We start from the raw sequence: 21,636 nt of genomic DNA on the forward strand, positions 1-21,636 counted from the left end.
GCTTAAGATTTAGGGTCTTCTCCAAATTAGTTGATGGTAATTAGGTTTAGTAGATAGATTTTTTACATCATTTAGCTCGTCGGAGGTGCACCGCCGGAGACGGACGGGGCGCTGGCAAAAATACCCTTCAAATGGATTTAGTCAGATAAATAATTTGTATTATAATAAATTATATTTTAACACGATGCTTTTTTTCTAACAAACTTACCAACTCTTTTGGAGAAGAACCTAAAATAACTTTTTTGTATAGACAAGCCAGACCATCTTAATAAACCCGGGCTAGCCCATTATTTATTTGACATTAAATTGATTTTTCTCCATGCTTTTGGAAGAATGAACCAGCGACACGGACGGACTTTAAAACGGAAACATTTAATTAGAAGGAGAGTTTAATGAATCTACCGAAAAAAATAGCGGTTATTGGTCTGGATTGTGCTTTGCCACATCTAATTGAAAAGCATATTTCTGAAGGTTACCTGCCAACTTTTAAAAAGCTCATTGATGGAGGCGTACTAGCCGACAATTGCCTTGTTCCCTTTCCAACCATTACCCCGCCCAACTGGGCGACTATTGCCACTGGCGCCTGGGCCGGGACTCACGGCGTCACGGATTTCCACTATCAAAACCCGGATGAACCGCTGAACCAGGTTCCGCTGGAATCTTTCAGCAGTGAGCGTGTTAAAGCGGAAACGATCTGGAACGCCCTGGATAAAATTGGAAAGAAATGTGTCGTCTATAACTATCCCGGCGCTTGGCCGTCCAAGCTAAAAAACGGGATCATGGTGGGCGGCTCAGGATTATCCATAGGAGAAACCCGTATTGGGTTGCCACGGCTGAATTCGCACTGCACCCTGTGCGGCAGCCAGCTAATTACCACCGGGCTGTATCCGTTCAGCATCCGCGGACAGTTCCAGAATGCGGAGGGTTGGGAAAACATGCCTGATGTGGGCGAAGACCCGCTGGACATGGAGGCCCCGCTTACTTTCCCCGCGGCCATTAAAAAACCAGCCGCTACAACCTGGTATGTTCTGGCGCAGCAGAATGAGGACGATGAATATGATCGGATCACCCTGTCCCCGACCAAGGATTATAACGACGCCTTTTGCACTCTGAAGGTCGGGGAGTGGAGCCCCAAAATCATGACTCGGTTTAAAATGCCGGATGGATCGGAGAAGGAGGCCTTCTTCCGGTGCAAGCTCATGGAGTTTTCCGATGATGCGGAGGATTTCCGGCTTCTTTTAAGTGACTTCTGCGCTACAGAAGGGTGGACCGCGCCGGCTGAGATCGCCAAGGAACTTGTGTTCGGAGAAGGCGTCTTCGGGCATTCCGGCGGCCTGCCGCAGCTTCTTCTCGGCTGGATTGACCTGGAAACCTATACTGAAATAAACGAGTTTCATGATCAATTCAACGGCGATGCCGTGACCACCTTACTAAAAGACCACGAATGGGACCTTTTTTACATGCACTCCCATCCGCCGGACTGGCTATACCATGTCACCATAACGCAATTGGATGCCGAATTAACCAAGGATAAAGCGCTGTACGATCAGGCCTGGAAAGCGCATCTTAGAATCTACCAGAGCCAGGATAGGTTGATTGCCAGAATCATAGAAGCCGCGGGCCCGGACACTCTGGTCGTTTTGGTGTCCGACCATGGCGCCACACCGGATGGCCCAACGCTGAACCCCCAACAGGCGCTTGTTTCCGCAGGGTTAGCCAAAGTGAATATCGAGGCCGGTCAGGATACCGAGGTCGCGGCGGAACTGCCGGCGTTCGGGCGTCAATTCGGCATGAAGTTAGCCAAGGCCGGGCGCCAGACTATTGTGGTCGAGGAGTCCAAAGCTATTGCTCAACGGTCCTGCTATGTTTATGTCAACCTCAAGGGGCGCAATCCCGGTGGCATTGTCGAACCTGAGGATTACGAGGAAGTGCAGCAGCAGATTATTGACGCCCTGCTCACATACGTGGACCCTGAAACCGGCAAGCGCCCGGTGGCTCTCGCTCTCACCAAAAAGGACGCGCGCATTATCGGTCTTTACGGTGACAACATCGGGGACGTTGTCTATGCGATTAATCCCTGGTTCGGGGGCCAGCACGGCCCGATTCTGCCTACGGGTGAATGGGGGGTTGGCTCGTTAAAAGGACTGCTTTGTCTGCACGGCCCGGGAATTAAAAAGGGAGACCGCCTCCAGCGCACCGCCTGGATCACGGACCTGGTCCCGACCCTTTGTTACATCATGAACTGGCCGCTGCCCGAGCAGGCCGAAGGCGCAGTTCTTTACCAGACCTTTGAAAACCCGAATTTCCGGTATAAAGCGTAACTAGTTAAAGTATATTGATTGCAGTGAAGCGCCCCGCCCCTCCAGGCGGGGCTTTTTTTTATGCAGCGTTCTCTCTCTAATGGGACTAGGTTGAGCTTAGAGCGATTACTATATATATTTTCCTTTTAAGATAGATCGTTGTTTGAATGAGCGATAAAAATGAAGATGATGATCAGTGATTCAACAGGCATTTCCCGGCTTTCTCCTTTTCGCAAGAGATGCGTCCGCCAAGCCGAGTGTTATTAACTTAAGATGTGTCAGGAAAAATCAAGGACAGGGTCTAAGACCAATACTCAGTCCCCTTTCGTAGCTATCACCTTAGCATCAGGCTGTTATTTGAGGCAAGTGTTTTAACTGCTTTGAAGCCTGATAACCGGAAAAGCGACTGATAAAAGGGAAGGGTTTGAGGCAGATAAACGTTCATTATTATCTTGACAGATGAAACACGGCGCGTTAAGAGTAACAATGTTATTGCAATTGTTTAAAATCCGATCGTCCTTAATTATTAATAAAAAATTAATTACGATAATTATATATGGAGACGACCTTGAATAAAGTTCTAGATGCGTTCGGCCAGCCCAGCCCGGAGATTCAAAAAAAACTGGAAAAGGCCGTGCTTGAAACCTTCTCCACCGGCGACTTCCACCAGGCTAATATGCGCGCCATCGCTAAAAAGGCCGGGGTCAGCTTTGGAACAATCTATAAGTACTACCAGAGCAAGGAAAACCTTCTCTTCTCCTTTATTGATGAATGGCTGAGCGAATTGATCGAGCGCATGATAGACCACCTCCAGGGCCTCGAGGATATCAAGGAAAAACTAAGAAAGATCTTCTGGGTTCAGCTCGAATTCTATGAAAAAAATCCGGATGTTGGCAAGATTATCATGATGACCGTCCCGCTAAAAACATGGATGACGGATGAAACCTACAAGCAAGAAAGAATGACAGAAATACTGCTCCGGGTTCTGAGAGAAGGCCAGCAAAAAGGCGTGCTGGACCCAGGAGTACCCACCCTCGTTTTGCTTGATGTCATGCATGCCATGGTAGCCCGCACCTTTACCATGTGGATGTACCGCGGGCAAAAAGAAAGTCTGGCCGCCCAGGCCAGCCTGCTTTTCGAAATGGTCTGGAGGGCGATTTCCAATCCTGACCATGCTTCAGGAAGGAGTGAAACATGACCGCTAGCCGTCTGATCGAATCTGAACTTAACAGTAACATTGTTCCAAGTCCGGTCAAGTACGCTGTCCTCCTGCCAGAGGGTTACGAGGAGTCAGAAGAAGATTTTCCGCTCCTTTTTTTCCTCCACGGCGGCAGGGGCGACCGGAGTTTTCTGACCCTGATGCAACCTCTCATCGAACGGCTCTGGAATCAAAATCGCCTGCCTAAAATGGTCGTTGTAACACCGAGCGTAACCCGCTCCATGTACATGGACTTTAGAGACGGGTCGCAGAAATGGGAACAGTTTATCATCAGCCCTTTTCTGGATCATTTGCGCCAGGATTATAAGGCCCGGTCTGATCGGCAGGGGACCTTAATTCTTGGGGTTTCCATGGGCGGCATGGGAGCGCTGCGCCTGGGACTTAAATATCCCGACCTCTTTGGGGGTCTGGCCGCACTCGAACCGGGCATCGAACCGATACTGGCCTTCAAGGACATCCAGGTTCAGGACCGGTTCTGGCGTTCGGACGAGATGTTTGAGACCATCTTTGGGAGACCCGTTGATGAGGAATACTGGGCCGCCAACAACCCGGCCAATATCGCAGCAAGCAATGCCGAAAAGATTAAATCCTCAAACCTTGCCATCTACCTGGAGTGCGGGGATGAAGACTACTTCTACCTATACAGGGGTACGGAGTTCTTGCACCGCATTTTATGGGATCATGAGATCCCGCACGAGTATCATCTGGTGCGGGGGGCCGACCACCTCGGCCGGACTCTTGGCCCGCGTTTTACCGAAGGGCTTGAGTTTTTAGCCAGGGTCGTCAATCCGCCTCCATCGTCTGACCCTGCCCTAGAAGAGCTTCACAAATTATTAGACCCTTTAAAGGAAAAGTTTTCATTGAAAACAACCATGAAAACTTAACCATCCCCAGACCAATAAAGGAGGGAGATTCTCATGATTAGCAGGATCAATAAAACGGGCGCGTTTTCAAGTATTGGGATCATTCTTTTTTTCGCGCTGCTCCTGGGCTTCATTCCGGCGGCTTCGGCCGCGTCTGCGGCTGGCAATTCCGGTGATACCTTCAGGTGCGCCATCAGGAGCGACATCACCACCCTGGACCCCAGCCGGGCCGGCCGGGGAGCGACCGGTTTTGTGCTATTCTACCTGTCACAGGGCCTGGTGCACCCCAGCGCCATTAACTGGCGGCCGTTGCCAAACCTGGCTGAATCCTGGGAAATGTTGAGCCCTAGGGCATGGAAATTTAATCTGCGCCAGGATGTCAAATTCCATAACGGGCAGCCTTTGACCGCAGCCGATGTACAGTTCTCCTTTTACCGGCAGATGGGCAAAATCAACCGCAAATTTCCCGGGGCGGCTAAAGCCAATTTCAGGCGAATGATAGACAGGGTTGAAACACCTTCTGACTACACCGTAATCATTCATACCAAAAAACCAGAGGTCTCTCTTCTGTCCCTGGTCATCAGCGGCAGCGTCTATATCGTACCCAAGCAATATGTTGAGACGGTCGGTGACAAGGCCTTTGGCAAGAAGCCCATAGGTACCGGGCCTTTTATATTTAAAGAGCGAAAGCCTGCGGAATACATTTCTTTTGTGGCCAATGAGGACTACTGGAACGTGAAGGCCATCCCTGGCACCCTGAAGGCGGCCGAGATTAAAAAGGTCGTTTACCGCATCTTCCCTCAGTCCCAGACCGCGGTCGCGGCGCTCATAGCCGGTGAAGTTGACGGCGTCCAAAACCTATCTTACGACATCATCAGGGACCTCGAAAAAAAACCGGGCATCAATGTTTTCTATACCATACAGAATACCCCTTCCTACGTCATGATGAATTGGCTGAAACCAAAAGACGAAAAAACAGGCCGGTCCAACCCCTTTTACGACGTCCGGGTGCGGCGGGCCTTGAACTACGCCCTTGATGTTGACACTCTTATCAAGAGCTACGGTACGGGTCGCGAATACAGGACCACCCTGGTAGGCCGAGGCTCGATCGGGTACAACCCCGACGTTCCCTTTTACAGCTACGATCCTGAAAAGGCTAAAAGGCTTTTGGCCGAGGCCGGATATCCCAAGGGCTTCACCGCAAAGATGTACGTCCTGGCGGACCGTCCGCCCTTTCAGGACGCCATGACCCAGTACTGGCGGGACATCGGGGTGAAGGTTGATTATCAGATCACCACCCTGCCCGTGGTTATGCGCGCCTTATTCAGAAAAAAATTGGAAGGCATGGTCATCTGGATCGGGGGCCGCGGCTACGATACAACCAGCGGCTTTAACAAGGTCTACCTCAAAGGCAAAGGCACCTTCAGCCTCCATCCGCCCGACCAAAGGGTGGAGGCCTTAATTGACAGGCAGGAACAGGAGTTCGATGAGCAAAAGAGGGCTGAACTCATTCACAAGGTCACCCGAATAATCTGGGAAGACGCCTGGTTCGTTCCCCTATGGGAAGGCGTTGTCATGAAGGCCCTCCGAGCCGACTGGGAATATGAGCATCACCCGTGCGTCAATAGCTTTTCTCTTCCGTTTCTGAGGAAAAAGAAATAACCGCATCATGGCTGAGGTCTATCACGACTCAAGGCAAATCTACTTGACCCTTATGGATGACAGCCCTTGAATCCCCGACGGGGGCGCTGAGTTCTTGATAAAAAAAACACCTGGCAGGAGGTTCTGATCGTGACTATTGCAAAGGAACAACGGACGGTTGAAAAACACAAGGTCTACATCACCGAAAGCCCTGATAAGCCGCTCATGGCGCTGATTCGAATGGCGGCAGGCGGCATGGGACTCTGGGACAAGGTCTGGCCCTTTCTGACCGAGTATTTCACCGTGGCCAGTATTGACCTGCCCGCGCCGGCCCTGGATAAATTCGATTCCACGAGCGAGCTTTTCAAGCATGTGGGCGGAAACGTGATTAAAGTCACCCAGGGGCTAGGGTATGATAAGTTTCACATCTTTGGGTGGACCGGCGGGGCCCAGGTGGCGCTGAGGTGCCTGGTTGATTTTCCGGATCATATTCTTTCCGCCATCCTCATGGGTGCGGTGGATCTCCCTGAGGAAAGAAGACCGCTCGAAAAATCGAGTGAGATACTCAAGGTCATTCTGGATCACGGCGACCTCGAGCTCTATACTTACTTCTGGCTGCTGTCCCAGCATACACCGGGTTATACCGAAGAACATTTCGACCGCATCCAGGCCCTGGTGGACGCCCGCCTCAAGGCGGACCGAGGCCGGCTGGACACCCAGCGTGTCCTGAAGTGGATCAAGGCCATCCGGCAGCAGGTGGCCAGCGATGAAGAGCTGGCCGCCATAAACGTGCCCACGCTTCTGGTCGCGCCGGCCTTTGAAGCCTTTCCCCTGCTGGCGCACGTCAGAAGACTCCAGACCAAGATCAAGACCTCGGAAATGGCCCTTATCCCGGGCGGCGGGTCCATGGTCCTGTCCGAAGCCCCGGATAAATTCATGGCCGCCGCCGGGAAATTCATCCGGGCCGTGGCCAAGGGAAACCCGCCGCTGGCCAAACTCTCAGAAAAAAATACGGTCACCATCATCCAAAATAAAAAGCGGGTGGACGCCCTGGAGAATGCCAGCCATGAGGCCCTCGTGTTCCTGCACGGCTGGCTCATGTCGCCCCAGATGTGGGCCCACGCCATGGCCGCCCTTAAAGGCAAGATGCGCTGCCTGGCCCTGTGGCAGCCGGGACATGGCAAATCCACCGCGCCGGATTATGACTTCACCATGGAGCAGTGGGTTGACTGGCTCATCGGCACGTTAGAGGCCATGAATATTAAAAAGTTCGTGCTGGCCGGGCATTCCATGGGCGGGATGCTCACCCTGGCCTTCACCCTGAAATATCCTGAGAAAGTCAAGGGGATCGTCCTGGTTGACACCCAGGACCAGGCCTGGGAAACCGAAAAATCTGAAGAATTTCTGCAGGCGGTGGACACCGTCGCCGCAGCCTGGAGCGCTGACCTCGCCCCGCAGGTGGCAGACTTTCTCATGGGCAAGAATTTTCTGAAAAAAGAACCGGCCTGGGTCGGAACCTGGGCCAATGAGGTGGCCAAGTACGATCTGCCTGGAATCGCCAACCTTGGCCGGACCATCTGCCAGCGCGAAGACCTGTCAGGGCGAGTGGGCGAGATCAGGGTCCCGGCCCTAGTCGTGCACGGAACCATTGACGAGGCCATTGATATAGAGATAGGCCGGGCCATGGCCAAACGCATCCCTGGGGCCCGCTTTGAAGAGATGCCCGGCGCGGCTCACTGTCCGCCATGGGAGGCCCCGGAATTGTTTGCCGCAAAGCTACTCGATTTTTTAAAGACCAACAATTTCATCCAGTGAGGGAGGCTGCCTTGAGACGAAGTCATAAAAATTCACTGTATTTTACCCTGGCGATCCTCTTTGCCTTTGCCTTGACGATGCTTCCCTGTCAGTCCGGCCTGGTCAAGTCATAAGTAAGGTTTCCATAATTATCATGCACATGCGTCTTTAACCAGGCCGTAAAGAATGGAAGGTATAATCATGAATATTCGTTTTGACAATAGAGTGGCCATCATCACCGGCGGGGGCCGGGGCGTCGGCAAGGCGCACGCCCTGCTGCTGGGTTCCCGGGGGGCAAAAGTCGTGGTCAACGACCTCGGCGGCTCCACCGACGGAAAGGGCGACGGGTCCGAGGCGCCTGCCCAGAAAGTCGTGGACGAGATTAAGGCCGCGGGAGGAGAAGCGGTCGTGAGTTTCAACAGCGTGGCCGACCCCCACGAGGCCGAGGCCATCGTCCAGACCGCACTCGATCACTTTGGGACCGTGGATATCCTGATCAACTGCGCCGGAATCCTGCGAGACAAGACTTTTTTCAAGATGTCACTCGAAGATTTTGAATTTGTGCTCAAGATTCATCTCCTCGGTTCGATCTATGTCACCAAAGCCGCCTTCCCCGTCATGAGAGAAAAGGACTATGGCCGGATCATCATGACCGCATCGGCCGCGGGTTTATATGGCAACTTCGGGCAGACCAACTACAGTACCGCAAAATTGGGCCTGGTAGGCTTTATGAACACCCTGAAAGAGGAAGGGCAAAGATATAACATCTGCATCAATACCATAGTTCCCTGGGCCTACAGCCGGCTGGGCCTCGGTATCTTCCCTGAGGAGGTTTTAAAATATTTGAGACCGGAGCTGGTGGCCGCCGCGGCCGCCTTTCTCTCGAGTGAACAATGCACCGCCTCAGGCGACATTATTATCGCCGGCCTGGGCTACTTTGCCAAGGCCCAGATGGTTGAAAGCCAAGGGGTCAGGTTTGATCCGTTCCAGGACGTAACACCCGAAATGCTCGCTGAGCGCTATCAAGATATCACCAACATGGAGAAGGCCAGACCCTTCACCAACAGCAGCGAGGCCTTTTTAGCTGCGCTAGGCCCTTTAAACCCTGAGCTTGAAGATTAATCAACATCGTGCAGGAGTTTATCGCCTTTTTCATGGACACTTAACCCGGGAGAGATAATCATGGAAAAGTTTGACGCTCCCTTTATCGGCCTGACCGACTCTCTGGCCAGTCTGGCGAAATGGCAGCCCGACAGGATCGCGGTCGTTTGCGGAGACAAAAGGCTGACCTATCTGGAATTTAACCGGCAGGTCAGCAAGGTGGCCAACGGGCTGATCAGGCTGGGTATCAAGAAGGGAGACAAGGTTGGCGTCTACATGCTGAACAGCATCGAGGCGCTTCAAACCATTTACGGCGTGGTCAAGGCCGGCGGCACCGTGGTTCCGCTTTCATCAATGGTGCCCGGGGATGTGCTGGCCATGATGGTCAATGATTCTGATTCCCGCGCCCTGTTCGTCGAGTCAGGGCTCCTGAACGCCGTTATCAGTCCGGTCAAGGATCAACTGAAGGGCGTTGAGGAAAACGGCTTCTTTTCCCTGGGCTTTGAGGCAGACGGGTGGAACGATTATACCCAGTGGATCAATGAGTGCTCGGACGAGGAGCCGGGCATTGAGACCAAACCTGACGATGACTTCAACATCGTTTACAGTTCCGGGACCACCGGCGTGCCCAAAGGCATCGTGCACACTAATCACTGCCGGTATCTTTTTGCAATGGGCCTGGGTCTTGGCTTCAGGATTCATTCATATGCTAGGACTATCCTCACCACGCCGCTGTATACCAACGGCACCTGGATGACGCTGCTGCCCACCCTTTTGTTGGGCGGCACGGTGGTTATCATGCCTTCCTTTGACCCCAAGCTCTTCATGGAGCTGGTCCAAAAAGAGAGGTGCACGCACACCTTTATGGTGCCGACACAGTTTATCGTTATCATGGCCCACCCGGATTTTGAGAAGTATGATTTGAGCTCTATGGAGATGATGATCTCGGCCGCAGCTCCTTTGAGGGAGAATACCAAGCGCGAGATCATCCAGAAGTTCGGGAGCCGTCTCGCCGAACTTTACGGCTTGACCGAAGGGTTTGGCACTGTCCTGAACCCAGAGGAGATGGAAGGCAAAACAGGCTCAGTCGGCAAGCCCTTAACAGGCGGCGATATGCGCATCATTGATCAAAATGACCAGGAACTCCCCTGGGGTGAAGTCGGAGAGATCGTGGGATATCAAACCGGGCTCATGCGCGGCTATTACAAGCAGCCGGAAAAAACCGCAGAGTGCATCTGGAAAGATGAGCACGGCCGAACCTTTCTCAAGACCGGCGATGTGGGGCGCATAGATGAAAACGGCTTTCTTTACATCCTCGACCGGAAAAAGGACATGATCGTCTCTGGCGGCATAAATATCTTTGCCAGTGATATCGAGGAGATTATAGCCAAACATCCTGACGTTATGGACGTGGCTGTTATCGCCACCCCCCATGAGAAGTGGGGCGAGTCGCCTGTGGCCCTGATCATTGGCAAGCAAGGCGCGACCGCCTCAGAAGACGAGATCAAGGAATGGGCCAACAAGCAGTTAGCCAAGTATCAGAGATTAACTCTGGTTGAGTTTCGGAATGAATTTCCCAGGAACGCCTTAGGCAAGGTGCTCAAAAGGCAGCTCCGCGAGCCGTACTGGAAGGAGTGAAGTAATTTTCGGTCCAATACTCTCTGGTTAATGCCAGGCCCTAGTCACGGCTAGAAACCGCTGGGAAAGGGTTTTTTTAGGCCTTCATTCAGAAGCGGCTTCGGCTTCCAGGGCTTCTTCCCGCGGGGCTGGTGGAGTCGGTCTTTGAATGGCGTGCCGGAATATAAAGACGGCCACGGGCACGCCGAGGAAGACGCCCCAGAGGCCGAAGAGGCTGCCGCCGATATAAAGGATGATCAAGGTCAACACCGGGTTGATCCGCAGCACGGCGGAGACAATCCGCGGGTTGAGGATATAGGCCTCAATGAGATGAATGATGAAGATCATTGTCAAGGCATAGAATACCAGCTTGATTCCCCCGCTGTTAAAGGCCAGGAGGAAGATGGGAACCGAGGAGATAAAGGTCCCTAGAACCGGTACCAGCCCCGCAAAAAAGACGATGACAGACAGCACGATAATCGGGTGGATATCAAGGATGTAGAGCCCCAGGGCGGTCAGACCTGTGTTTATACAGGCAATGAGGATCTGGGCCTGAAAGACCTCACCTACCACCAAGGCAAACTGAATCACGCTCTCCACGGTTTCAATGTAAATGTCCCGCAGCCTGGTCTCCTGTAAGGACCTGGCCCGCTCCCGCAGCACGGGATAGTCAAAAAGGACCAGGAAGCTGAAAATAATACCCACCAGGAAGTAAGAGAAAAACGTGGTGGCCGAGTTGAAAAACTTGACGACAGTGGCAAGGATCGCCTCCTGATTGTACCCAACCAGGGCCTCAAAGGTCAGACTCTCCTTGATCCTGTTAAAAACGGGGGCTAAGCGCTCCTGCTGCGTGGCCAGCCGGTCCAGATAGCGCTGAAAGTTATCTATGGTTTCCGGAATCTGCTGGATAAAGAGCTTGGACTCAGAGCCCAGTTTGGGAACAATATATACAGCCAAGGTCGTTATAATGAACAGAAACACGACATAAGTCACTACAATCAGGAGGCGGCGGTTCAGTCGGGTCTTGGATTCAAGCCAATGAGTAATGTTGAAAAAAATAAAGCCGAGGATGAAGGTCAGAAAGAGCAGGCCGAAGAGTCTCCGGAGCAGAAAGAGCAGCACAAAGAAGGTCGTCCAGATGATGACCCGCTTGTTGATACTGATAAATTTCTGGAGATCAATTTCCATAGAATTAGCATAACACAAAAAATTATTCGGGCGCAATTGTAATCAAGGCACGATCAAACACCCTTCCGCGTCCACGGCGTTGGACTCGGGAAAATCCAGTCGGCCCAGTCTATGAATCAGCCTGGCGGCCTGACTTAAGGGGTCCAGCCTGGGGGGGTGTCCATAGACCTGGATAAAAGAAACAATACGACCGTCAGTCAGACGTCCGGTCAGGTCGAGTTCAGCCAGAAGCAGCGGGGCGTAACCGGCCGCTCCAGAAACATTAAACCTCATCATGGTGCAGAAATTACCCAGGGAGTAAGCGATAAGCCGCTTCTTGTAAACCTCCATCGCTCGCGGCACATGAGGGCCGTGGCCCAGAACCAGGTCCGCGCCGGCGTCAACCACGGCCCGGGCAAACTTCACCACCTCCCCCCGCTTCTCCCCGTGAAAAAACTCCATCTGCCGCGGGGTCCTGACCGCCTCGCCCCCCTCTGCCCCGGCGTGCATCGAGACGATGACAATATCGTTTTCCCGGGCCAGATCGGCCACAATCCTTTTGGCCCTCTGGACGTCTATGAGGTAGTGGCTGTGAAGATACGGCGCAAAAGCAACCATGACCACCCTGACTCCTCGAACCGTGATACTGGCCGTCACCCCGGGCGGACCTGAAAAGACGATGCAATGCCGTTGCAGGGTCTTAATGGTCATTTTTTTGCCTTCCGGCCCGAAGTCATTGATATGATTATTGGCGATCGAGGCCATGTTGAATCCAGCTTGAGCCAGGAAACGGGCATAGCCCGGCGGGGTTCTAAAGGCGAAGCTTAACCCGGTCGTCGAGTCCTTTTTCGTGCGGCCTGCATCGCTTAACGTGCCTTCATAATTAAAAAAAACTACATCGCTAGGCTTTAAAAACGCCTGACACGCCAAAAAAAGGCTGACACCTCCATCCTCCGGAAGCCGGCCCTCACTGCCCATCATTACGTCACCCACAGCCGCAACCCTGATCACGTCATTGGCCTGGGCGGACGAAGCCAGAAGGAGGACGGCCAACACCAGGAACAACCCGCCAAACCCGGTCATCTCGCTGAGGCCGATATGTTTGAGAAATATCATGTCACAAGGCCCTTTACCAAGGGCTTCAAGTTTCCTGGCGCATCAGGTTGAGCAACCCGCCTGCGGCCAGAATACGGCGCTGGCGTACAGAAGCGTCAAGGCTGGTCGCAATTTCTCTGCCTCTGACTTTAACCGGTATCTCCACGGCGCCGCTCAGGACCATCTCCCGGATATCTTCGATGATCAGGACGTCACCTTCAGCGATCAGGTTATAATCGTCAGACCGCATAAAGGTCAGGGGGAGGATGCCATAATTTATCAGGTTTGCCTTGTGAATGCGCGCGAAGCTCTTGGCGAGCTTGACGGCCACGCCCAGGTAGCGAGGCGCCAGGGCCGCGTGTTCCCGTGAGGAGCCTTGACCGTAGTTTTCCCCGCCCACGACCGCAACCATCCCGTTTGCTTCGGCCCGCCGGGCAAAATCCGGTGAAAGGCCCTGGAAGACAAAACGGCTCATGGCCGGAATGTTACTGCGCCAAGGCAGAATCTCGCTGCCAGCTGGCATGATATCATCCGTGGTGATGTTGTCTTTCACCTTGAGGATGACGCAGCCCTCAAGCCGGGCGGGCATCTCACTGAATTGAGGAAATGATTTAATGTTGGGACCCCGAAGAACCTCAACGCCTGTAGTATCTTCAAGCAACGGAAAAATGTTTCGATCATTGATGATGAATTTTTCCGGGACAACAACCTTCGGGTAGTCGCCCAGGTCGCGCGGATCGGTGATCCGGCCGGTCAAGGCCGCGGCCGCCGCGGTTTCCGGCGAACAAAGGTAAACCTGGTCGTCTCTGGTTCCGCTTCGACCCGGGAAGTTGCGGGTAAAGGTTCGCAGAGATATGACCCCGCTGGCCGGAGCCTGCCCAACCCCGATGCATCCCAGACAGCCGGGCTGCTGAATGCGGGCGCCAGCCTGGATGAGCTTCAGCAGGCCGCCGCTTGAAGTGATGTTTTCAAGGACCTGACGACTCCCGGGATTGACCTCGAAGCTGACATTTTCATGGACCGTTCGGCCTTCAAGAATCATGGCGGCTGACATCAAGTCACGATACGACGAGTTGGCGCAGGAGCCGAGCAGAACCTGAGATACATCTCGACCGGCCACCGCCTTGACCGAAACCACGTTGTCCGGCGAGCTAGGGCAGGCGATCATGGGTTCGAGGCTGTCAAGATCCAGCGTAATTACCTGGTCGTAGCCCGCATCCCGGTCGGCCGACAGCGGAAGATAATCCCCCTCCCGGCCCTGAGCGCGAAGAAAAAGACGCGTCTTTTCATCGCTGGGCCAGACCGTAGTTGTCGCTCCCAGTTCGGTACCCAGGTTCGCCACGGTAGCCCGATCAGGGACTTCGAGGGACATGACCCCTGAACCAAAAAATTCGACGATGTATCCTCGCCCCCCCTTGACCGTCAGCCGGCGCAGAAGCTCAAGGATGATATCCCGGCCTGAAACCCAGTCAGACAACCTGCCTTTCAGACAGACCCCCAGGACTTGAGGGTAGGTTAGATAAAAAGGATGGCCGGCCATGGCCGCAGCCACATCCAGGCCTCCAGCCCCGATGGCCAGGGACCCCAGCCCGCCGATGGTAGGGGTGTGACTGTCTGAACCGAGCAGGGACTTGCCCGGGCGGCCAAAACGCTCCAGATGGACCTGGTGGCAGATACCGTTGCCCGGCCGGGAAAAGTAAACCCCGAATTTTCTGGCCGCAGATTGAAGAAAGATATGATCGTCAGAATTCTTAAAATCGGTCTGGAGAAGATTGTGATCCACGTAGCTGATGGAGAGTTCAGTCTTGACCCGTGCCAGGCCTATGGATTCAAAGGCCAGGTAAACCATGGTCCCGGTTGCGTCTTGGGTCAGGGTCTGGTCTATCCTGATGCCAATTTCAGTCCCCTTCTTGGGTTGGCCTTCAACCAAGTGCATGTTCAGTAATTTTTCAGCCAAGGTCTTGCCCATGTCCGCCTCTGAGCCGCCGGTTAAGGAAAAACCAAGAATTAGCCCTAAACTAAACCGTTGCTCTCCTTAATAACTCAGGCCTATTCTTCACAGGCCTCACGCAGTCTGCGGGCTTTTTCACTTTTGCGGCAGAGTTCCCAGATAACACACCCGGTGCGATTTTTGCAGTATCCGCAGGGCTCGGTGCAGGCCTCACAGCTATCCAGACACTCTTGACAGTAGCCAAAGTTCATCTTAAAGCAGGTGATAACCGCCTCGCGGTCCGGATGCCTGGTGCAGTAATCCGCCATGGTCTCCACTCATCGCTGAGTATAAAAGTTGCCTTATGATCAGGCCTCTGTTTTGTTCTAACAACTCTCCGGCCATGGGTCAAGCTTTCTAGGGGAACCCTCTTTGTAAAATAAAGATTCCCTGGATAAGTTGACATCCTCCATGGCCTGGATTACATTTCTAATGTAATATTTTAATTTTAGCCTTGAAGAAAATTATTATGAAGATCAAAGAGCTGCAAGCCAGGGTCCGAGAATTATTAAAAAGGCGCCAGGCCATCCTTCTGGCCCATAACTATCAGCGCGCAGAAATACAGGAAATAGCCGACCTTACGGGAGACTCCCTGGGACTCTCCATCCAGGCCGCCGAAACAGATGCAGACGTAATCGTCTTTTGCGGGGTGCACTTCATGGCCGAAACCGCCTCCATTATCTGCCCGGACAAGACGGTTCTCCTGCCGCGATTGGACGCGGGGTGTCCCATGGCGGACATGATCACGGCTCCAGCCTTGAGGATACGCAAGGCAGAACTTCCCGGCGTGCCTGTGGTGACCTATGTCAATACGACCGCGACGGTCAAGGCTGTAAGCGACATCTGCTGCACTTCGGCTAACGCCATTGCTGTCATCAATTCACTCCCGGGGGACCGCGTGTTGATGACGCCGGACCGAAACCTGGGCCAGTATGCACAGCGCCACGTTAAAAAGGAAATCTTACTCTGGAACGGCTGCTGCAACATCCACGACCGGCTTGGCGCGGACCAGATTCTTCGCGCCAAAGCCCGGTGGCCCGAGGCCTTGGTGGTAGCGCACCCTGAATGTCGCCCTGAAGTCCTGGACCTGGCCGACGCTGTTCGTTCCACGTCTGGCATGATCAGCTTTTGTGGGGAAAATCACGGCCAGAAGTTCATCGTTGCCACGGAAAACGGACTGCTGTACCAGCTTCGAAGACAAAATCCGGACAAGCAGTTCTACCAGGCCTCCCGCGCCATGCTTTGTCCTGATATGAAGCTGACCAGGCTTGAGGATATCGTCGAGGCCTTGGCTACCATGAACCCCGTTATCAAGGTTCCGGAAGAGATTCGCCGCCGCGCCCTCAAGGCGGTCAACCGCATGCTGGCGGTGCCGCGCGATTAATTTTTGTTATTGTATGTCGTTAACGGCCTGATCCCTGTCCTCGAAAAACTTAAAAAACTGACTCAAATTTAAGGCCTCAAAGGCCCTTTTCAGACCGTGTTGAAATTGAGGGTCAATGAGACAACCGACCACAGCCTCAGGCCGGAAACGGTTTCTTTTCTTTAAAAACTCCCAGTTAAATAAAAGATTATCTCAAGGCATTTTTTTGTTGATTAATTTTTTAATTTCTGGTAAAGTATTACTGGTTAACATGTTAATTTAATTAATTTTTTTCGAGGCGTTTTTCGAGTGAAGGAAGTATTTGACCAGGCACTGACCCAACTGAAGAAGCAGCTTGAACCGTGGGAATTTCAGCGCTGGATAAAACCTGTAAAACTCCAATCCTCATCCGAAGACTCCTTGACCATTCAAGTCCCTAATATCTTTTTTAAAACGTGGATAAATGAAAACTATTTTTCTGATTTTAAGCGTATTCTTTTCGATTTAAGCGGTCGAGAAATAAAAATAAATTATTCTCAAAGACAAGACGCCCGAGATATACCGGGTCAGCGTGTTGAGGTTATCCCTGAACCTGAACCACGGGAATCTTTGAAATTGGAATCCGGTTTAAACAAAAAGTATACCTTTTCCAACTTTGTAGTCGGCGGTTCGAACCAGCTGGCTCATGCGGCTTCTCTGGCCATAGCCAAGGGAACCGCTTCTTATAACCCTCTCTTTATATATGGCGGCACGGGTTTGGGTAAAACCCATCTCCTTTGTGCTATTGGAAATATGCTGTTAAATCAGGATAAAAACCATCGCGTGGTCTTTTTGAGTTCTGAAAAATTCACCAATGAGTTAATCGAGGCCATGCGCATGGAGCAAATGAACCAGTTTCGACAGAAGTATCGTAATATTGATACATTACTTATTGACGATATTCACTTTATTGGAGGAAACGAAAAGTCACAGGAGGAGTTTTTCTACACATTCAACGCCCTTTATGAAACAGACAAGCAGCTTGCGTTTACCAGCGACAAGATCCCCAAACAAATACCTGATTTAGAAAAAAGGCTTCGTTCCCGTTTTGAAGGCGGGCTTTTTGCCGATATTTCACCGCCGGATCAGGAAATAAAGGTGGCAATTCTGCATAAAAAAGCAGAAGAAGCTAAAATGAAACTAAGCCGAGAAGCAGCTCTTTATATTGCTTCACACAATGAGTCTAGTATCCGCATCCTGGAAGGGCAACTCGCTCGCTTAAAAGCATACCCCACTATGACCAAAGCGCCCATTACCCTTGAACTGGCCCAGAAAATTCTAGGCCAGTTCATTGAATCCGAGAAAAAACAGATTACCTTGGATCACATCCTGCGATTAACCGCCGGCTTTTTTAATGTAAAGATCAGTGAACTCAAATCAGACAAAAAGCACCAGGCAATAACGATTCCGCGTCAGGCCGCCATGTATCTGGCGCGCAGGCTTACCTCTCTTTCAACGGTTGAAATCGGACGGCGTGTTGGCGGGCGAGATCATTCCACGGTTATTCATGCAGACAAGAAGATAAAAAATCGCATAAAAAAAGATAAGGACTTTGGGCAGTTACTCTATGAACTGGAACAGGCGATTCGCAGCAGCGGGACCAAGATATGATGAAAACCAGTTTAAAAAAATGATGATAACTTTCATTTCTTTAATTATTTTAATTTATTATTTTGCGAACGGTTGAAGAAGTCAACAGTAAAAAGTTGTTCGTTCAATACAATCAAGCGATATTATTAATAAAACAGGAAATACTAACAATAAACAGAACTTATTAAATATATTATTAAAATGTTAAAAATAATTAATATTTATAATAAAAGGAGGATATAAACATGTTGGAACTTAAGGTCGTAAAAGGTGAGCTTTTAAAAGGTGTTTCCAGAACACAATCAATAGCCGAGAAGCGAAGCTCCATGCCCATCCTTTCAAATATCCTCCTGCAAGTGGAAGAAGATAAATTCGCTATTACTGCGACAGATCTGGAAATCAGCTTCAAAGGAATTTATAAAGCTGAGATCGTTAGCCCGGGTCGGTTAACCGTCCCGGCTAGAAAACTTTATGAAATTATTCATGAAATGAGTAATGAAAACCTCAGCCTCAAGGAATCTGACAGCTTTAATCTATCTATTACCGGTTCTCGATCAAACTATCAGCTTCATGGTCTCTCGGCAGAAGATTTTCCACCCATGCCTGATTATGAACAGATTAAATCTATATTGATTAATTCTGAAATTTTGAAAGATATGATTGATAAAACCATTTATTCAGTTACCACCGAGGAAACTCGATATATCCTCGGCGGGGTCTATGTGGAACACATCATAGATCATAGTAAAAATACGTTGCGTTTTACCTCTACCGATGGGCATCGGCTTTCACTGGTGGATAGCAAGGTGGAAGGTCTTGAAAACCTGGAACTTGAAAAAGGTGTCATTATTTCTCGTAAAGGACTGGCGGAAATGAGGAAGCTGGCTGATGAAGGCGGGGAGCTCAAACTGGCTTTTACATCAAACAGCGCAGTATTGATAAAAGACGAAGCCGTTTTAGTCATGAGGCTTCTGGAAGGCCGTTTCCCGGATTACAATCTGGTTATTCCTAAAAACAATGTAAAAATTATGACCTTGAGCCGAACGGGCTTTTTAGAAGCTCTTCGTCGTATTTCCGTAATGTCTACTGAACGGTATAAAGGTACGAAATTTATCGTCAGGCCAAAAAACCTTACCCTGACCGCTGTAAATCCTGACCTTGGCGAAGCTCAGGAAGACCTTCTGGCAGAATATGAGGAAGAGGAAATAACCATGGGTTTTAATGTCAGGTATTTTATTGAAACCCTTTCAACTTTAAGGAGCGATGTGGTTAGTTTGGCCTTTAATGGTCCCAAAAGCCCCTGCTTGATTAAAGGGGATGAAGATAAAGGTTTCATTGGCGTCATTATGCCAATGAAGGTTTAGTTAACAGGTTGGAAAGGAACAAACGAAAAAAAATGAGTGATCAGACTGCTTCTGTAAAAGAGACACAATCATCAAGTTATAGTGCCGATAATATTCGAGTTTTAGAAGGACTAACCGCGGTGCGGAAACGCCCGGCCATGTATGTCGGCAGCCAGGGTCAGCTGGGTTTGCACCATCTGGTTTATGAAGTTGTGGATAATTCAGTGGATGAAAGCCTGGCTGGCTTTTGTGATAAAATAGAAATTATCATCGGCGCGTCAGGAACAGTGACCGTTGAAGATAACGGCCGAGGCATACCTGTCGGCATTCATAAAACCGAGGGGATTTCCGCAGTTGAGGTCGTGATGACCAAACTACACGCCGGCGGTAAGTTCGACAAGCAATCCTATAAAGTTTCCGGCGGGCTGCACGGTGTGGGCGTGTCCGTGGTGAATGCCTTATCTGAGTTTCTCGATGTTGAAATCTTTCGTGATGGCAAGGTTTATCAACAGCATTATGAAAAAGGAGAAGCTAAGACCAGGCTTGAGGTCATTGGCAAGACCAGGCGCCGCGGGACAAAGGTTGTCTTTAAGCCAGACAGCGAGATTTTTGAAACCACTGAATTTAATTTCGATACCCTGGCCAGGCGGATGCGGGAGCTGTCTTTTCTCAACAAAGGCGTCAAGATCACCATTACCGAGGAAGCGACCGACCTTTCCAGGGAATTTCTGTACAAAGGCGGGATTATCGAGTTTGTAGAGCACCTTAACCGGAAAAAAACGCCCCTGCATCAGCCGCCTATCTATATCGAAGGCGTGAAAGACGGCGTGCAGGTCGAGGTGGCCCTTCAGTATAATGACTCCTATAATGAGCAAATCCTGACCTTTGCCAATAATATTGCGACCATTGAAGGAGGTTCTCACCTCTCCGGGTTCAAGGCCGCCTTGACCCGCACCATAAACAACTATATTTATTCCTCTAATTTAGCAAAAAATCTGAAGATCAAGCTCGAAGGGGACGACAGCCGTGAAGGCCTGACCGGCGTGCTTTCCATCAAACTGCCCGAGCCTCAATTTGAAGGCCAGACCAAAACCAAACTGGGCAACTCCGAAGTAAAAGGCCTGGTCGAAATCCTGCTTTACGAAAAGCTGAGTTCATTTTTCGAGGAGGCCCCGGCCATGGCCCGGAAGGTCATGAACAAAATCATAGACGCGGCCAGGGCCCGGGAAGCGGCGCGTAAGGCTAAAGAGATCGCCCGGAAAAAAGGTGGAATGATAGACGGCTCCCTTTCAGGGAAGTTGGCCGATTGCCAGGAAAAAGACCCGGAACACGCCGAAATATACCTGGTTGAGGGTGACTCGGCCGGTGGTTCTGCCAAACAGGGTCGAGACCGCCGTTTTCAGGCCATATTGCCGCTCAGGGGTAAGATTCTTAACGTTGAAAAAGCCCGTTTTGATAAGGTCTTATCCAACCAGGAGATTCGGAACATGGTCCTGGCCCTCGGAACAGGCCTGGGCAAGGACGACGACGATTACTCCCTGGACCGGCTGCGGTATCATAAAATTATAATTATGACCGACGCCGATGTAGACGGGGCTCATATCCGAACCCTGCTTCTGACCTTTTTTTACCGTCAAATGTATGAGTTGATCGAGAATGGCTATCTCTATATCGCTCAGCCGCCGCTCTATCGAGTAACAACCGGAAAAAAAGACAGCTACCTTAAAGATGAATATAAATTTCAGGAATTTATCCTTAACCGAGTCGTAGAAAATCGGGAGCTTACCTCCCCGCTAGAGTCCATTAAAGGCCAGAAGCTCCTAAGCCTGGTAAAGAACCTGGTAGCCTTTCAGAATCAGGTTGAACGCTTTTCCCGCCGCGGGTATCCGAAAGAGCTTTGGGAAGCCCTGCTGTCTTATCTTCTGGATTCGGGAACCAGGTTTTATAACCTGGAATGGACCAAAGAGATGGCCGACTTTTTGAGGGAGAGCGGTCTGGAATTAGAAGGTCCTGAACTTGACGAAGAGCATAATAACTATTTTCTGTCTATGCCCGTGGTGCAGAACGGCAAGCACAGCATCCGCATCGGGCAGGAGCTGATGAAAAAAGACGACATGGTCAAGCTGTTCCAGCTTTACAGACTGCTCTCGCCCCTGAAAGCCACACCTTACCAGCTCAAACACAACGAAAAAACCATGGAGGCGAATTCAAAGGAAGAGCTTCTTCAACTTCTGACGGCTGAAGGCCAGAAGGGGCTGAGAATCCAGCGCTACAAAGGTCTGGGGGAGATGAATCCGGAACAGCTCTGGAACACGACCATGGACCCTGAAACGCGCACCCTGCTCCGGGTCCGGGTGGAAGATGCCATTGAAGCGGATCAAATCTTTACCATCCTCATGGGCGATAAGGTCGAGCCGCGGCGCGACTTTATCCAGGAAAACGCCCTCCAGGTTCGCGAATTAGATATCTAGTTAAAATCCTCAAAGCATTTTTTTGATAAATTTAAGGAATAAG

General features: G+C 51.1%; 15 protein-coding genes. 11 read left to right on the forward strand and 4 right to left on the reverse strand.

The features are described 5' to 3' along the window. The first annotated feature begins 392 nt into the window (after window positions 1-392). From JRI95_03635 to JRI95_03665, 7 genes are all read left to right on the forward strand, one after another. Window positions 393-2,321 carry an alkaline phosphatase family protein gene (locus JRI95_03635; protein MBW2060637.1) on the forward strand — a complete coding sequence of 643 codons (1,929 nt, stop codon included), beginning with the start codon at window positions 393-395 and terminating at the stop codon, window positions 2,319-2,321. Between the two features lie 535 nt (window positions 2,322-2,856). Then, window positions 2,857-3,498, forward strand: a complete 642-nt coding sequence (locus JRI95_03640) for a TetR/AcrR family transcriptional regulator (protein ID MBW2060638.1) — start codon at window positions 2,857-2,859, stop codon at window positions 3,496-3,498. Next, window positions 3,495-4,403, forward strand: a complete 909-nt coding sequence (locus JRI95_03645; protein ID MBW2060639.1) for an esterase — start codon at window positions 3,495-3,497, stop codon at window positions 4,401-4,403. The genes JRI95_03640 and JRI95_03645 overlap by 4 nt, the downstream gene beginning before the upstream one ends. A 33-nt stretch (window positions 4,404-4,436) precedes the next feature. Beyond that, the gene (locus tag JRI95_03650) at window positions 4,437-6,044 is read left to right on the forward strand and encodes an ABC transporter substrate-binding protein (GenBank protein ID MBW2060640.1); all 1,608 of its coding nucleotides are present in this window, start codon (window positions 4,437-4,439) and stop codon (window positions 6,042-6,044) included. A 129-nt stretch (window positions 6,045-6,173) separates the two neighbouring features. Continuing rightward, the gene (locus JRI95_03655) at window positions 6,174-7,838 is read left to right on the forward strand and encodes an alpha/beta hydrolase (GenBank protein ID MBW2060641.1); all 1,665 of its coding nucleotides are present in this window, start codon (window positions 6,174-6,176) and stop codon (window positions 7,836-7,838) included. Window positions 7,839-8,018: 180 nt separating this feature from the next. Further along, window positions 8,019-8,939 (forward strand): SDR family NAD(P)-dependent oxidoreductase, encoded by a 921-nt coding sequence (locus JRI95_03660; GenBank protein MBW2060642.1) that lies wholly within the window; start codon window positions 8,019-8,021, stop codon window positions 8,937-8,939. A gap of 60 nt (window positions 8,940-8,999) precedes the next feature. Next, the gene (locus tag JRI95_03665; GenBank protein ID MBW2060643.1) at window positions 9,000-10,556 is read left to right on the forward strand and encodes an AMP-binding protein; all 1,557 of its coding nucleotides are present in this window, start codon (window positions 9,000-9,002) and stop codon (window positions 10,554-10,556) included. An 84-nt stretch (window positions 10,557-10,640) separates the two neighbouring features. Here the strand turns inward: JRI95_03665 and JRI95_03670 are convergent, their stop codons facing one another. The 4 genes from JRI95_03670 to JRI95_03685 form a co-directional block, all read right to left on the reverse strand. Beyond that, on the reverse strand, window positions 10,641-11,723 hold the full coding sequence (locus tag JRI95_03670) for an AI-2E family transporter (GenBank protein MBW2060644.1): 1,083 nt from the start codon (window positions 11,721-11,723) through the stop codon (window positions 10,641-10,643). A gap of 42 nt (window positions 11,724-11,765) precedes the next feature. Next, complete coding sequence (locus JRI95_03675) at window positions 11,766-12,818, reverse strand: CapA family protein (GenBank protein ID MBW2060645.1); 1,053 nt, start codon at window positions 12,816-12,818, stop codon at window positions 11,766-11,768. Between the two features lie 25 nt (window positions 12,819-12,843). Beyond that, the gene (locus JRI95_03680; GenBank protein ID MBW2060646.1) at window positions 12,844-14,766 is read right to left on the reverse strand and encodes an aconitate hydratase; all 1,923 of its coding nucleotides are present in this window, start codon (window positions 14,764-14,766) and stop codon (window positions 12,844-12,846) included. Window positions 14,767-14,846: 80 nt separating this feature from the next. Beyond that, window positions 14,847-15,056: a hypothetical protein gene (locus JRI95_03685; protein ID MBW2060647.1), complete on the reverse strand. Its 210-nt coding sequence runs from the start codon at window positions 15,054-15,056 to the stop codon at window positions 14,847-14,849. Between the two features lie 200 nt (window positions 15,057-15,256). Between JRI95_03685 and nadA the strand changes: the two genes are divergently transcribed. The 4 genes from nadA (at window position 15,257) to gyrB (ending at window position 21,593) form a co-directional block, all read left to right on the forward strand. Continuing rightward, the gene (gene nadA, locus JRI95_03690; protein ID MBW2060648.1) at window positions 15,257-16,171 is read left to right on the forward strand and encodes a quinolinate synthase NadA; all 915 of its coding nucleotides are present in this window, start codon (window positions 15,257-15,259) and stop codon (window positions 16,169-16,171) included. Window positions 16,172-16,459: 288 nt separating this feature from the next. Beyond that, window positions 16,460-17,800 carry a chromosomal replication initiator protein DnaA gene (dnaA, locus tag JRI95_03695; GenBank protein MBW2060649.1) on the forward strand — a complete coding sequence of 447 codons (1,341 nt, stop codon included), beginning with the start codon at window positions 16,460-16,462 and terminating at the stop codon, window positions 17,798-17,800. 224 nt (window positions 17,801-18,024) lie between these two features. Then, a complete protein-coding gene (dnaN, locus tag JRI95_03700; protein ID MBW2060650.1) occupies window positions 18,025-19,143 on the forward strand; it encodes a DNA polymerase III subunit beta in 1,119 nt (372 codons plus the stop codon). A gap of 32 nt (window positions 19,144-19,175) precedes the next feature. Next, the gene (gene gyrB, locus JRI95_03705) at window positions 19,176-21,593 is read left to right on the forward strand and encodes a DNA topoisomerase (ATP-hydrolyzing) subunit B (GenBank protein MBW2060651.1); all 2,418 of its coding nucleotides are present in this window, start codon (window positions 19,176-19,178) and stop codon (window positions 21,591-21,593) included. The last annotated feature ends 43 nt before the right edge of the window (window positions 21,594-21,636 follow it).

This window comes from Deltaproteobacteria bacterium (assembly GCA_019308995.1).
Classification (GTDB): Bacteria; Desulfobacterota; Desulfarculia; order Adiutricales; family JAFDHD01; genus JAFDHD01.